The 14,105-nt window shown below is 69.2% G+C and carries 9 protein-coding genes and 1 pseudogene; 7 read left to right on the top strand and 3 right to left on the bottom strand.

The features are described from left to right. Positions 1–13 precede the first annotated feature (13 nt). The 7 genes and pseudogenes from LAO51_03510 (at position 14) to ccsA (ending at position 11,733) form a co-directional block, all read left to right on the top strand. A pseudogene (locus tag LAO51_03510) lies at positions 14–3,631 on the top strand (ABC transporter permease subunit). A gap of 58 nt (positions 3,632–3,689) precedes the next feature. After that, the gene (locus LAO51_03505; protein ID MBZ5637806.1) at positions 3,690–5,885 is read left to right on the top strand and encodes a sigma 54-interacting transcriptional regulator; all 2,196 of its coding nucleotides are present in this window, start codon (positions 3,690–3,692) and stop codon (positions 5,883–5,885) included. A 194-nt stretch (positions 5,886–6,079) separates the two neighbouring features. Further along, positions 6,080–6,421, top strand: a complete 342-nt coding sequence (locus tag LAO51_03500; protein ID MBZ5637805.1) for a hypothetical protein — start codon at positions 6,080–6,082, stop codon at positions 6,419–6,421. After that, entirely contained in the window at positions 6,411–7,022 is a 612-nt protein-coding gene (locus LAO51_03495; protein ID MBZ5637804.1) for an RNA polymerase sigma factor, read from the top strand. Before LAO51_03500 ends, LAO51_03495 begins: the two co-directional genes overlap by 11 nt. 17 nt (positions 7,023–7,039) lie before the next feature. Then, on the top strand, positions 7,040–8,539 hold the full coding sequence (locus LAO51_03490; GenBank protein ID MBZ5637803.1) for a hypothetical protein: 1,500 nt from the start codon (positions 7,040–7,042) through the stop codon (positions 8,537–8,539). 236 nt (positions 8,540–8,775) lie between these two features. Beyond that, a complete protein-coding gene (locus tag LAO51_03485; GenBank protein MBZ5637802.1) occupies positions 8,776–9,246 on the top strand; it encodes a GNAT family N-acetyltransferase in 471 nt (156 codons plus the stop codon). A 144-nt stretch (positions 9,247–9,390) separates the two neighbouring features. Next, the gene (gene ccsA, locus LAO51_03480) at positions 9,391–11,733 is read left to right on the top strand and encodes a cytochrome c biogenesis protein CcsA (protein ID MBZ5637801.1); all 2,343 of its coding nucleotides are present in this window, start codon (positions 9,391–9,393) and stop codon (positions 11,731–11,733) included. Between the two features lie 38 nt (positions 11,734–11,771). On the opposite strand, the gene LAO51_03475 is transcribed toward ccsA, so the two are convergent. The 3 genes from LAO51_03475 to LAO51_03465 form a co-directional block, all read right to left on the bottom strand. Further along, entirely contained in the window at positions 11,772–12,224 is a 453-nt protein-coding gene (locus tag LAO51_03475) for a PTS sugar transporter subunit IIA (GenBank protein MBZ5637800.1), read from the bottom strand. 36 nt (positions 12,225–12,260) lie between these two features. Next, on the bottom strand, positions 12,261–13,715 hold the full coding sequence (locus tag LAO51_03470) for an NADH-quinone oxidoreductase subunit N (GenBank protein MBZ5637799.1): 1,455 nt from the start codon (positions 13,713–13,715) through the stop codon (positions 12,261–12,263). Positions 13,716–13,724: 9 nt separating this feature from the next. Further along, positions 13,725–14,105 (bottom strand): NADH-quinone oxidoreductase subunit L (locus LAO51_03465; protein MBZ5637798.1); only part of this gene is annotated, 381 nt, incomplete at its 5' end.

The following is a 14,105-nucleotide window of genomic DNA, read 5'->3' as shown; positions in this document are numbered from 1 at the left end:
GGCGATCGCCCTCTTCGAGCTTCGCACCCAGATCAAGCGCCCGCTGCTCTGGCTGGTCTTCGGGGTCTTCTCCCTCATGGCGTTCGGGGCCACGGTCAGCGACAGCGTGCGGATCGGCGGCGGCATCGGCAACATCCACCGGAACGCCCCGTCGGTGATCCTGCAATTCCACCTGATCCTCAGCATCATGGGGCTGCTCATCGGCACGATGTTCGTGGCGGGGGCGATCCTCAGGGACTTCGAGACCGGCACCTACGAGATGTTCTTCTCCCGTCCCATCCGCAAGCGCGACTACCTGCTCGGCCGCTTCCTGGCGGCCTTCGGGGTCTCGGTCGTCGCCTTTCTCGGCGTGCCGCTGGGCATGATCGCCGGCGGCTTCGTACCGTGGCTCGACCCGGCGCGCCTGGGGCCGTTCATGCCGCAGGCCTACCTGTACGCGATGCTGGTGCTGGCGCTGCCCAACCTGTTTCTGAGCGCGGCGACGTTCTTCACCGTCGCCGGCCTGACCCGCAGCATGCTCTACACCTACCTGGCGGTGATCGGGTTCTTCGCCGTCTACGTCATCTCGCTGACCCTGGTCAGGGACATCGAGACCCGCCCGCTCGCCGCCTTGCTGGACCCGTTCGGCGTCGCCGCCGTCGGCCAGGCCACCCGATACTGGACCGTGGTGGAGAGCAACTCGGCGCTGCCGCCGCTCTCAGGCGCCCTCCTCGCCAATCGTCTGATCTGGCTGGGGGTGGCGCTGGCGATGCTGGCCGTCGCCCTGCTCCGATTCCGATTCACCCAACCGGCGAGAAAGCACGGCCGGAAAGCGCTCGTCGCGACCGAGACCCACGGCCTGCCGGATACGACGGTGTCGGGTGGCGCCGGGCTCCCCGGGATCTCCCTGAGCTTCACGTCGGGCGCGGCGTTCCGGCAGCTCCTGCACCAGGCGCGCCTCGAGGTTCAAGGGGTGCTCAAGAGCGTGCCCTTCGCGGTCATCCTGGCCTTCGGGATACTCAACCTGATCGCCAGCGTGCTCTTCGCCGACATGCTCTACGGAACGGCGGTGTGGCCCGTGACGCACCTCATGATCGGCGCGATCCAGAGCAGCTTCATCTTCCTGCTGGTCATCGTCATCACCTTCTACAGCGGCGAGGTGATCTGGCGCGAGCGCTCGATGAAGCTCGACGAGGTCACGGATGCCATGCCGGTGCCCAACGGGGTGTTCCTGGCGGCGAAGCTCGCCGCGCAGATCGCGGTGGTGCTGGCCTTCGCCGCGGCGGGCGTCGGCACCGCCATGGCCTGTCAGCTCGCCATGGGGTATACGCACCTCGAGCCCCTCGTCTACCTCGAGGGCTTCGTGGAGATGGTGCTGCCGTTCGTGTTCTTCTGTTTCCTCGCCAGCTTCCTGCAGGTCGCCTCCCGCAACAAGTTCGTCGGCTACCTCTTGATGGTCCTTGCCCTGGTCATGAGCGCCGTCCTGCGCAGCCTCCACTTCGATCACAACCTCTACACCTTCGCGGGGACGCCCGCAGCCCCCTACTCGGACATGAACGGGTACGGCCACTTCGTGGCGCCCCTCGCCTGGTTCGATGCGTACTGGGCGTTCTTCGCGGCGGGGCTGGCGGGCCTCGCCTCCCTGTTCTGGGTGCGCGGCACCGACACCTCGCTCAAGGCGCGATGGAGACTCGCCAGGGAACGCTTCACCGGCCCGGTGCGCGTCGTCCTGGCGGTCGCCGCCGTGGGGTTCGTCGCGACGGGCGCCTTCATCTTCTACAACACCAACGTGCTCAACGAGTACGTGGCCTCCGACGTGGAGCGCGACCGGCGCGCGGAGTACGAGACCAAGTACCGCCGGTACAAGGACGTGGCGCTTCCGCGCGTGCGGGACGTCTACGCCGACGTGGACATCTTCCCCGCGGAGCGACGGATCGAGATCCGCGGTCGCTACAAGGTGGCGAACGCGGGGAAGGCCCCCCTCTCCGAGATCCACATGACCATCCCCCGCCGGGTGAAGGTCAACAAGCTGGACTTCCCGGCCCACACCGAGAAGCTTCACGACCAGCTCTTCGGCTACCGGATCTACACGCTGGCCGCGCCGCTTGAGCCGGGCGCGGAGATGACGATCGCCTTCGACCTCACGGTCGCCCACCAGGGCTTCGAGAACGGCGGCTCCGACACCTCGATCGTCGAGAACGGCACCTTCTTCAACAACCGGCAGTACTTCCCCTCGTTCGGCTACGACGACGGCGAGGAGCTGCAGGACCCCAACGAGCGGCGCAAGCACGGCCTGCCGCAGATCCATCGGATGGCCAAGGTGGACGACCTCGCCGCGCGCGGGAACACGTACCTCGCCAACGACGCCGACTGGATCAGCTTCGAGACCGTGGTTTCGACCAGCGCCGACCAGATCGCCATCGCCCCCGGGTATCTCGAGAGACAGTGGACCGAGGGGAGTCGCCGCTACTTCCACTACAAGATGGATGCCCCGATCCTGCACTTCTACTCGTACCTCTCGGCCCGTTACGAGGTCCGGCGCGACGCCTCAAACGGCGTCGCCATCGAGATCTACTACCACGAGCCCCACTCGTACAACCTCGACCGGATGGTGCAGGCGGTCAAGAAATCCCTCGACTACTTCACCGCCAGCTTCGGCCCCTACCAGCACCGCCAGGTGCGCATCGTCGAGTTCCCGCGCTACGCCGAGTTCGCCCAGTCGTTCCCCAACACCATCCCGTTCTCCGAGTCCCTGGGGTTCATCGCTCGGCTCAAGAAGGGCGAGGACGACGCCATCGACTACCCGTTCTACGTCACCGCCCACGAGGTCGCGCACCAGTGGTGGGGGCACCAGGTGATCGGCGCCAACGTGCAAGGGTGCACGATGCTGTCCGAGTCGCTCGCCCAGTACTCGGCGCTGATGGTCATGGAGAAGGAGTACGGGCCGGACAAGATGCGGCGGTTCCTGAAGTACGAGCTGGACCAGTACCTCCGCAGCCGCGGCACGGAGCTGGTGGAGGAGATGCCTCTTTGTCTCGTGGAGAACCAGGGGTACATCCACTACAACAAGGGCAGCGTCGTCACCTACGCCCTCAGGGACTACATCGGCGAGAGCGTGCTCAACCGAGCGCTGGCCCGGTACCTGGCGGCCAAGAAGTTCCAGCAGCCGCCGTACACCAACTCCCTCGAGCTCATGGACGAGCTGGCGCGAGACGTCCCGCCCGGTCGGCAGGCCCTCCTCGACGACATGTTCAGGACCATCACCCTCTTCGAGAACCACGCCGAAGACTCAACCTTCAGCAAGCGGGCCGACGGCAAGTACGTGGTGACCGTGCACGCCCGGGCGAAGAAGCTGCGCGCCGACGGCAAGGGCGTCGAGACCGAGGTGCCCCTCGACGACTGGATCGACATCGGCGTATTCGCCGACGCCAAGGGAGCCGGCAGGAACGAGGAGAAGGCGCTGTACCTGGGCAAGCACCACGTGACGGGTCACGACGTCACGGTCGAGGTCGTGGTCGCCGAGAAGCCGGTCCGGGCCGGGATCGACCCGTACAACAAGCTGGTGGATCGCAACTCCAGCGACAACGTCGGAAAGGTGAAGGAGGCCGGCGGCCGCGCCGCCGCGACCGCCGGGACGGCGAGCCGCGGCTGACCCCCGCCCCTTTCGAAGCCCCGGGGCCGCTTGCGCGCCCGGGACAAGTGGACCAGACTTGTCCGATTGGGACGAAGGCGAAGCCTACGCCGACGAAAGCGCGCGCGGCGTGTCCGCGGTCCTCGCGGAAGCGCCGGGCAGGACGCGCGTCGGCTCGGTGGGTGATCCGATGGAGAAGAACGGCGACGCGGAGATCCAGAACGCCGCGCGGCTCGCGGCCCTCCGGCGGACCTCGTTGCTGGACACGCCTCCGGAGGAGGCGTTCGATCGGCTGACGCGGCTCGCGACCACCATCCTGCGAGTGCCGGTCGCGCTCGTGTCGCTGGTCGACGGGGATCGCCAGTTCTTCAAGAGCTGCGTCGGGCTGACGGAGCCGCTTGCGTCGCTGCGGCAGACTCCGCTGACGCACTCGTTCTGCAAGCACGCGGTCGCGTCGGGCGAACCGTTCATCGTGTCGGACGCAAGGCGGCATCCGCTCGTCCGGGACAACCCGGCGGTGTCCGAGCTGGGGGTGATCGCTTACGCCGGCATCCCGCTGACCACGACCGATGGGCTCACCCTCGGCACCTTCTGCGTCGTGGATGGCAGCCCCCGCGAGTGGACGGAGGAGGAAATCGAGGTCCTTCGTAGCCTCGCCGCCTCCGTCATGACCGAGATCGGGGCTCGGCGCCTGGCCGAGGAGCTCCGAGGCCTCAGCACGGATCTCCAGACCGTCGTGGACGCCCGCACGTCCCAGCTGGGCCGCGCGGAGGAGCGCTGGCGGGTCCTCCTGCAGGTGAACAACGCCATCGTGACCTGCCTCGACCGGGAAGCCCTCTTCGAGGCGACCGCGGGCGCGCTCCGCGGCGTGATCCCCTTCGATCGAGCGGCGCTCGTCCTGGACGATCCGGTCGACGGCGTGTTCAAGGTCCTGGGTGTGGCCGGCCCCGTGCCGTCGCCTTCCATGATCCCCCTGGGAACCGAGTGGCCGCGCCGGGGAAGCCGGAGCGGCTGGATCGCCGACAGCGGGCAGCTCCTGCTGACACCGGACCTGAGACAGGATCCGCGCTTCATCGAGCACGCTCCGCTGATCCGGGATGGGATTCTCTCGGCCCTTTCGGTTCCCCTGAGAGCCAAGGGCAAGGTGATGGGCACGCTGAACGTCGGAAGCGGCGAAGCCGGCCGTTACGGGGAGGTGGACTCGGAGCTCCTGCTCGCGATCGCCGACCAGGTGGTCCTCGCCATCCAGAACATGCTCGCGTACGAGGAGATCGCAGCGCTCAAGCGTCGGCTCGAGGACGAGAACCTCTACTTGCAAGAGGAGTGGCGGGCCGAAGCGGCATTCGCGGACGTCGTCGGCGAGTCCCCGGCCATCCAGAAGGTCCTGGCGAACGTGAGGAGCGTCGCGGGGACCGGCTCCACCGTGCTCGTCACCGGGGAGACGGGGACGGGGAAGGAGCTCGTCGTCCGCGCGATCCACGGCCTGAGCGCACGGAAGGACAAGATCCTCGTCAAGGTGAACTGCGCCGCACTTCCGAGCGGCGTCGTCGAGAGCGAGTTGTTCGGGCACGAGAAGGGCGCCTTCACGGGCGCGCTCTCCCGCAGGGTCGGCCGCTTCGAGCTGGCGAACGGGGGCACGCTGTTCCTGGACGAAGTCGGCGATCTTCCACCCGAGCTCCAGGCGAAGCTCTTAAGGGTCCTCCAGGAAGGCGAATTCGAGCGCGTCGGGGGAACGAAGACGCTCAAGGTGGACGTCCGCGTGGTCGCCGCCACCAACCGCGATCTGGAAAGCGCGGTGGCGGACGGACGGTTTCGGGCGGACCTCTACTACCGCCTCAACGTCTTTCCGATCGCGATCCCGCCGCTGCGCGAGCGGCTGGAGGACGTCCCCCGATTGACCCGCCACTTCGCCATGATGTACGCGTCGAAGATGGGCAAGCCCATCGGGACGATCGGCGAGCAGGTCCTGGGCAAGCTCATGGAGTACAACTGGCCCGGCAACGTCCGGGAGCTGCAGAACGTCATCGAGCGCGCGGTCATCCTCTCGCCGAAGGGCCGTCTCGAGCTGGGCGGCTCCCTCGCCGCGTCCGGCGCCGGGACGCGGGCGAAGCCGTCGCGGACCCTCGAGGAGATCGAGCGGGACCACATCGTGTCGGTCCTCGAGAGCGTGGGCTGGCGCGTCAGCGGCGAGCGAGGGGCCGCTGGGGTCCTCGGGCTCAAGCGGACCACTCTCGAGGCGCGGATGAAGAAGCTCGGCATCTCGCGACCGGTCTAGTTCCGGAGGGTTGGCATTCCGCCAACCCGATGGCAGCGCCGACGCCACCCGATCGGAACTCCCCCCGCCGCTTTCGTCGACCAACTCCTCTCCCCTGAGGCGCTTGCAGCACGCGCGCCGCGTCGGAGCCGCTCTGGCACGAACGATGCGATGTCTTCGTCCCCGGCCTCGGAAAGGACGAACGGAGGACGAGCGTGCTACGCATCCTGCGAGACGACGCGGCAGCCCAGCGGGTGGTCCTGATCCTGGAAGGACACATCGCCGGGGCGTGGGCCGAGGTGCTGGAGCGCGAGTGCGTGGAATTGAGCCGATCCGGCCGCCCCGTCGCGCTCGATCTCGCCGGCGTGGCATTCATCGGCCGCTCCGGCGTCGAGGCGCTCGGACGCCTCGGCCGCGCGGGAGTCGCGATCGTCGGCTGCTCGCCGCTGATCGCCGACGTGCTCGAGCAGGAAGGGATCGAGGTCGGCCGGTCCGGCGGGGCGGCGGCCGACGGCGCCTCGACGCGCGGGAACAAGGAGAAGGCTCGTGGATCCTAGCAACGTCGACAGCGCATCGGAGTTCGAGGCCCTCGTGAACGCTCACTACCGCCCGCTCTACCAATTCGCATTCAACCTCGCGCGCGACGAGGCGGAAGCCGGCGACCTGACCCAGCAGACCTTCTATATCTGGGCCAGGAAAGGAAGCGGGATGCGCGATCCGTCGAAAGCGAAGACGTGGCTCTTCACGACGCTCTACCGCGAGTTCCTGAAGTCCCGCCGCCGCCTGAGCCGCCACCCGCACCGCGCGATCGAAGAGACGGACGGCGAGATCCCGAGCCCGTCGCCCACGGCCGTCGAGCGTCTCGACGCCGACGCGGTGGCGGCGGCGCTGGCGGGCCTGGAGGAGGTCTTTCGGGCGCCGCTGGTCCTCTTCTACCTCGGCGAGCACTCGTACAAGGCCATCGCCGAGATCCTGGCCGTTCCCGTCGGCACCGTCCAATCCCGGATCGCCCGCGGCAAGGCGCGGCTTCGCGAGTGGCTGACGCGGGACGGCGAAGCCGTCGCGCGACGTCGCCGGCCCGGCCCCGCCGGCGCGACGCGGAACCCTGACGGGGACCGAGCCCGCCGCGCTCTCGCCGGCGGGCCGGAGATCCCTTGACGATAGGAGGAAGCCCGATGCTCTCGAAGAAGAACGAGCGTTACAGTCCCAAGATCTTGCTCGCCCTCGCGGCCGCCGCCGCGGTCGCGCTCACCGGCTCCGGCAGCCGCTCCTGGGCGAGTCCGCCGCCGTCCAACCGTCACGACGGGTTCGGTCACGGAAACGGATCGATCCTGGAGACGGACACGATTCCCGCCCCTTGCCACCCGAACCCGCACGCGAGATCCGACATGGCGGCCGTCGCTCAGCGCGGCGACGTCCGCCTCGTTCCAACGCCCCTCAAGGAGAGGCTCATCCGGCTGGCCGGGCGCCCCCACACGGTCCTCCCGATCCAGACCTTCGCGGAGGCCGATCGGCCCAGCCTGCTCTTCCAGTACTACCTCCTGGACACCCACGGATTCGAGCCCAACGTCTTCACCTCGATCTTCCCGGGGGTGAACGACGCCGTGATGCTCACGGCGACCGGAGGGGTCTGCGGGATCCCCACGATCGGCTCGGTCCGTCTCGCTCTCGAGCCGAAGCCCGATCTGCCGACGGACCCCAGCGACGTCCGCGCCTTCATCGACGTCTTCACCGACATCGACCCGCTGTTCGTGATCAACAACGAGAGCGGGTGGTACGAGGGCTGGATGATCCACGACCTCAGGGTCGCGCCCGTCGGTCCGCCACGCCGCGACGGTCACGCGTCCTTCGGGATGCTCCTCCAGCAGGACGCCGACCTGCTCCGGGGAATGGGGACCCGCAACAACGTCCCCGGCAACTACTTCACCGTCGATGGGAACGGCGTGCGGTTCCCGAGCGAGACGGATCACTTTCCCGACGTCCAGGGGAACACCGTCCCGATCTTCCTGAGCATGGGAGCCTACAACGCCATGCAGCAGAGCGACGTGCACGCCTACTGGGAGTTCAACTACACGACCGACTGGGTCTTCCCGCTTTACGAGCTCCCCAACACGGGTGGAATCCCGGGCACGTTCGAGCAGGGCGATATCGGCAGGCGCTCTAGCCTGGTCCCGGGCTCGGGACCTCAGGGCGTCAGGAACAACCCGGTGGCCTACGGCGACAGCCCCTTCCTCCCTCGAGATCCCGACAAGTTCGACGGCGACGACGACTCGCAACGGGAGTTCCGGATGCGGTTCATTCCGAGCGGCCTCGCCCACGAGATCTACCTGGACGTCTACGAGAGGCTCGCTTCGTTCGAGCCGGGAGTCGACTTCCAGCAACGCCTCTTCGACGCCTACGCCGCGGAGGTGGATCGAGTCGACCAGAACGGGGACGGGGTGATCTCCGCGGTCGAGGGGGACGTCGACAGCGCGTCGGACGGCTTCGCCGACAACGAGCGCCTGTTCCTCCCGGCGACGTCCTTCGACCGATTCGCGGTCACGCGGGAGATCAACGACGGTTACCTGGCTCCGCGGTTCGCGCCCAGCCAGCGAGCCTGGATTCTCACGGGGACGGCGACCAGGGTCTCGCCGGCCGTGCCGGCGTCCGAAGGACGGGACGGCGATGACCGCTAGCGTCGATCGATCGAATCAGGTTTGACGCGACCTCGCATTCGGGCGGGGCGGAGTCGCAGGACGGCGGCGCGGGAATTCCCCCCTCCCCGGACGGCCGTTCCTCCGGCGATTCCGTCCCGCCCCCTTGTGGCGGCCTCGCGATCGGGCTCACCTTGATCGGCGGCAATCGGGTTAACATCTCGAGGCGCGACGCGATCGCCGGCGAGGGCCGGCGATCGTCGCGGTCCGGAGCCGCCATGACCCATGACGTCGTCCTCCGCGACGTGATCGAAGAGGATCTCCCGATCTTCTTCGAGCACCAGCGCGATCCCGAGGCGAACCGGATGGCCGCGTTCCCCGCGCGGGACCGGGAGGCGTTCATGGCGCACTGGGCGAAGATCCTCGCCGACCCCGAGGTCCCGAAGAAGACGATCGTCATCGACGGAGCGGTCGCCGGGAACATCGTCACGTGGGTGCAGTCGGGCCGGCGTCTCGTCGGCTACTGGATCGGCCGGGAATACTGGGGAAGAGGAATCGGGACCGAGGCGCTGGCGCGGCTCCTGACGATCGTCTCCGAGCGCCCCCTCTACGCGCTCGTGGCCAAGCACAACGTGGGGTCGATCCGCGTCCTCGAGAAGTGCGGGTTCACGCCGTGCGGCGAGGAGACGATCGTCGAGAGCGGGGCGGAGCTCGTGGAGATCACGATGATGCGGGACGCTCCCGGCTGAGGCGAGACGTCCTGATCACGCCGCCCGAGATCACGGACCGGGCGGCCCCGGTCTTTTGCACACCGAATCGGACCTTTAGTATCCTGTGGCGCCCGACGCCGGTGCGGGGCACGGACATCGCGTCACGGAATCGAAGGAGCCGTCATGACACCCGGGACCCTCGCCATCTGGCTCGCGGCCGCGCTGGGCGCGACCGCGTTCGTCGCCGCGCTCCGCTGGGCGAGGGGCCGCGAGGCCTCGGCGGCCACGTTCCGGCTCGCGTACCACGGCATGACCCTGCTGCTGGCCGTCGCGTCGGCTTTCCTGATGATCGCGATCCTCACCCACGACTTCCGGTTCGACTACGTCGCGCGCTACTCGTCGCGGGACCTCCCCTACCTGTACCTCGTCTCCGCGTTCTGGGGAGGCCAGGAGGGGACGTTCCTCCTCTGGGCCCTGTTCTCCGCGCTGGTGGGGTACGCGCTGTTCCGCAAGAGGTCGTGGGAGCCGGCCGCGGTGATGGCCTGCTACGTGCCGACGATCCTGTTCCTGATCGGGCTGATGGTGGACGTGCCGGGGCTGTTCAAGTCGGGGGGCAACCCGTTCCGCCTGGCGCTACCGGCCCCGCCCGACGGCGGCGGGCTCAACGACCTCTTGCAAGACCCGTGGATGGCGAGCCATCCGCCCGCGGTGTTCGTCGGGTACGCGGCGCTCACGATCCCCGCGGTGCTCGCCTTCGTCGCCCTCCTCAAGCAGCGGGAGGAGAGGTGGCTGGGCGCCGCGCTGCGCTGGAGCCTCTTCGGGTTCCTCTCGCTCGGGGTCGGGGTCGTGCTGGGGGGATTCTGGGCTTACAAGACGCTGGGGTGGGGGGGGTACTGGGGGTGGGACCCGGTGGAGAACGCGTCGCTCATTCCCTGGATCGTCTCCGCGGCGCTGATCCACGGACTCCTTTTGCAGCGGGCCACCGGCGCGCTCCGCCGGACGAACCTGGCGCTCGCGCTCGTCGCGTACTGGCTGGTCGTGTACTCGACGTTCCTCACGCGGACCGGGGTGCTCGCGAAATTCTCGGTCCACTCGTTCGAGGCGGGCGCGAGCTTCTGGGCGGTACCGGTCAACATCGAGATGCTCCTGGCGCTGGCGCTCGTGCTGGCCGCCGGCGCCTACGCGCTGGTCCGCGGCGGGCGGCGGGCGGCGCCGCCGGTGGACGCGAAGCTGGCGTGGCCGCTCCTGCTCCTCGTGGTGATCGCGCTCCTCACCGTGTCCGCGTTCATGGTGTTCTGGGGGACCACGTATCCGCTGCCGTCCTCGCTGATCGGGCGGCCCGGGACCTACGACCCCTCCTGGTACAACCGGTGGAACCTGCCGCTCTACGTCGTGCTCCTCGGGCTCCTCTCCTTCGGCCCCTTCCTCTCGTGGGTGGGACGGCCGGCGAGGGAGTGGAGGAGGCACCTGGCCCTTCCGGCGATCGCCGGCGCCTCTGGCTGCGGCGCGGCGGCTCTCCTCGGGTTCGGCGGCGCCGGCGAGCTGGCGCTCTTCTTCGTCGCGCTCGCCGCGATGACCGCGAACGTCGTCCGGCTGGTCCTGGTCGCCCGGGAGAAGCCGCTCCACACGGGGGCCGCGGTCGCCCACGTCGGTTTCGCGCTGATGTTCGCCGGGATGGTGGCGAGCGGCGCCTGGGGGCGGAAGCACGAGGTGAGCCTTCCGATCGGGCAGCCGGTCCAATCGGAGGGGGTGATCCTGACGTACCGCGGCCACGTCGACGGCTCCGAGCCGAAGCACCGCTGGCGCGTGGCCGTGATGCCGGAGGGGAAGGCCGAGGAGGTCCTCGAGGTCCGGATGTACAGCAAGGGGCGGGGCGACGACGGGCGCGACCAGATCATGCGGTTCCCGGCGATTCGACGGGAAGTCGCGCGGGACCTGTACGTGGCGCCGCTGGCGCTCGTGCCCGCGGGAGACGCGGGCAACCTCGAGCTCAGGAAGAGCCGGCCGGTCCCCTACCGCGGCGCGACGCTCACGTTCCTGAGGTTCGAGACGGCCGGGAGCGGCGATCAGCACGTGATGACCGTCCGGGCCCTGGTGGAGATCGCGCGCGGCGCCCAGCGGGAGACGGTGTCGCTGCCGGTCAGCTTCGCCGACGGCCGGTTCGCCGGCGAGCCGGTCTCGCCGAGATCGCTGCCGGGGGTCTCGCTCAAGCTCGAGCGGATGTCCGTGGAGGACGGCCTCGTCCTGGTGCGAGCCGACGACGGGAGCGCAGCGGCGTCGGAGACGCTGGTCGTCGAGGCGAGCGTCAAGCCGCTGATCGGTCTCCTGTGGACGGGGACGCTGCTCGTCGGGCTGGGGTGCACGCTGGCCGCGATCCGCCGCTGGCTGGAGCTGCGGGCGATGCCGGCCGGACCGGTCCCGCTACCCGTCCCCGCCGCCGTCGGCACGGGCCTCCCGACCGCCGCGGGACGTTCCGCCGTCCTGCCCCTCGGCGACGCGAAGCGCGCGGAGAGGCCGTCGAGGTAGGGGGAGGCGGGCGGCCCCGGCCACCGGGCTCGAGGGGGCTACAGCTCCCGCCCCAGGATCCCGCGGAACTCTGCTTCGTCCCGGGCCCCGCGCAGTTCGGCGAGAACCCCTTCCCTCTGGGCGAGCTTGGCGATCCGCGACAGGAGCCTGACGTGCTCCCCCGGCGCCTCGGGCGGTCCCAGCAGAAGGAACACCAGGTCCACGGGAATCCCGTCGGTGGCGCCGAACTCCAGCGCCGGCGCGAGACGGGCCACCGCGAGTCGAGGCGTGTGACAGTGAATCGTCCGGGCGTGGGGGAGCGCGATGCCGCCCCCGAGGGCGGTCGAGGCGGCCGCTTCCCGCTCGAGCAGCCTGCGGAAGGGCTCGTCTTCCTGGCCGAGCGCTCCAGCGGCGCGGAGGTCTCGGACGAGGACGAGGAGCGCGTCGTCGCGCCCCCGCGTGGCGAGGTCCACGCGCACGACGCTCGGGACGAAACCTGCGGAGGATCTCAATGTCCTGGGACTCCGGAACGGCGGTTCGGCGCGTCGTCAGATCAGCCCCGAGGTCAGCCCGCCGAGCAGATCGAGCAGGCGCCCCGGGGCGATCCCGAGGTAGAGCACTCCCATCGCCGCGACCACGAGGACGGCGGCGAGCGACGCGGGGACCGGGAGGGGCTCCTCGTCGGTCTCCGGCTCGCGCATCCACAGGACGACGACGACGCGCAGGTAGTAGTACGCGGCCACCACGGCGTTCAGCACGCCGACGACCGCGAGGAGGTACCGGTGCGAGTGGATGGCCGAGAGGAAGATGACGTACTTCCCGAGGAATCCCGCGGTGGGCGGGATGCCGGCGAGCGAGAACAGGAAGAGCGACATGGCGACGCCGAGCCCCTTCCGCCGCCAGCCGAGCCCCGCCCACGAGGAAAGGTCGTAGCCGGGCTCGGAGTGCGCGTCGCCGCGCCCCGCGGCGGCGGCGACCGTGAAGGCGCCAAGGATCATGAAAGCATAGGACGCGAGGTAGAACAGGATCGCCTTCACCCCGTCCTCGGGACGACAGACCACGGCGATCAGCAGGTACCCGGCGTGGCCGACGGAAGAAAATGCGAGAAGGCGCTTGATGTTGGTCTGCGCCAGCGCGACCAGGTTCGCCACCGTCATGGTCAGGATCGCGAGCCAGGTCACGAGCGGGACCCACGCGGCCTGGCTCCCGGCGAACGCTCCCACCAGGAAGCGGATCAGGACCGCGAAGGCGGCGGTCTTCGTGGCGGCCGCCATGAACCCCGCGACGTTGGTCGGCGCCCCTTCGTACACATCGGGGATCCAGTGGTGGAACGGGACCACGCCGATCTTGAACGCCAGGCCGATGAACACGAGCCCCATCCCCATCCACATCATGGGCGAGGGAGCGGCCGCCGCGACCGCGCCGATCCGGCGCATGTCGAGCGAACCCGCCGCCCCGTAGAGGAGCGCCATCCCGTACACGAGGAAACCGGACGAGAACGCGCCGAGCAGGAAATACTTGAGCGACGACTCCACCGATCGCGCCCGGCCGCGGGTCAGCCCGGTCAGCACGTAGAGCGACAGCGAGAAGACCTCGAGGCCGATCAGCACCATGATCAGGTGGGAGGTCATGACCATCGAGAGCATCCCGGCGAGCGCGAGCAGGACCAGCGGGTAGAACTCCCCGTGATCGGCCTCCTCCCGCTCGAGGAAGCGGAGCGAGGCGACGACGGTGAGCGCGCCGACGGCGAGCAGGACCAGCGAGAGGTAGAGGCCGAATCCGTCCACGCGCACCATGCCGCCCGCGGATTCGAGGGGCCCCGCGACCCGCCAGAGCGTCCAGAGACGGACCGCGGAGGCCGCGGCGACCACGATGCCGAGGAGCGAGATCCCGCCCAGCACGCGCGCCTGACCCTTGAGCGCCGGCGCGAACAGGAGCGCGAGGAGGCCGAAGGCCGCCAGCGTGACGACGGGGAGGATCAGGGTGAGGTTGAAATCGCCCATCGCGCACGCTCACAGGGTCGAAAGGTAGAAGAGAACGAGCACGGTCCCGAGGAGGAACAGCAGCGCATAGTTCCGGACGTATCCGGTCTGGAAGAGCTTCACGAGCTGGCTCGCGACGTCGGCGGTCACCCCCGCGGCGTTCACCGCGCCGTCCACGATCCCCACGTCGAACGCGCGGGCCGCGCGGCAGAGCGCGTAGAACGGCCGGATGACGAGGGCGTCGTAGAGCTCGTCCACCCAGTAGAGGTTCCGCACCAGCCGGTACGCGGGACCGAGCGCCTCCGCGAGGCGCTCCGACATCCCCTCCCGCCTCCGGTACAAGACCGTCGCCAGCCCGATCCCGGCCAGCGCCACCGCCACCGCGAGCGCCATGAATCCCAGCTCGACCCC

The organism is Terriglobia bacterium, assembly GCA_020073205.1.
Lineage (GTDB): Bacteria > Acidobacteriota > Polarisedimenticolia > Polarisedimenticolales > JAIQFR01 > JAIQFR01.
This window is presented reverse-complemented; position numbering and strand designations above follow the sequence as displayed.

What these genes read in the sequence shown, in the direction of transcription:
- LAO51_03470 (MBZ5637799.1), bottom strand. Translation starts at nt 13,715, where the DNA reads ATGGGCGATTTCAACCTCACCCTGATCCTCCCCGTCGTCACGCTGGCG.
- LAO51_03490 (MBZ5637803.1), top strand. Translation starts at nt 7,040, where the DNA reads ATGCTCTCGAAGAAGAACGAGCGTTACAGTCCCAAGATCTTGCTCGCC.
- ccsA (MBZ5637801.1), top strand. Translation starts at nt 9,391, where the DNA reads ATGACACCCGGGACCCTCGCCATCTGGCTCGCGGCCGCGCTGGGCGCG.
- LAO51_03485 (MBZ5637802.1), top strand. Translation starts at nt 8,776, where the DNA reads ATGACCCATGACGTCGTCCTCCGCGACGTGATCGAAGAGGATCTCCCG.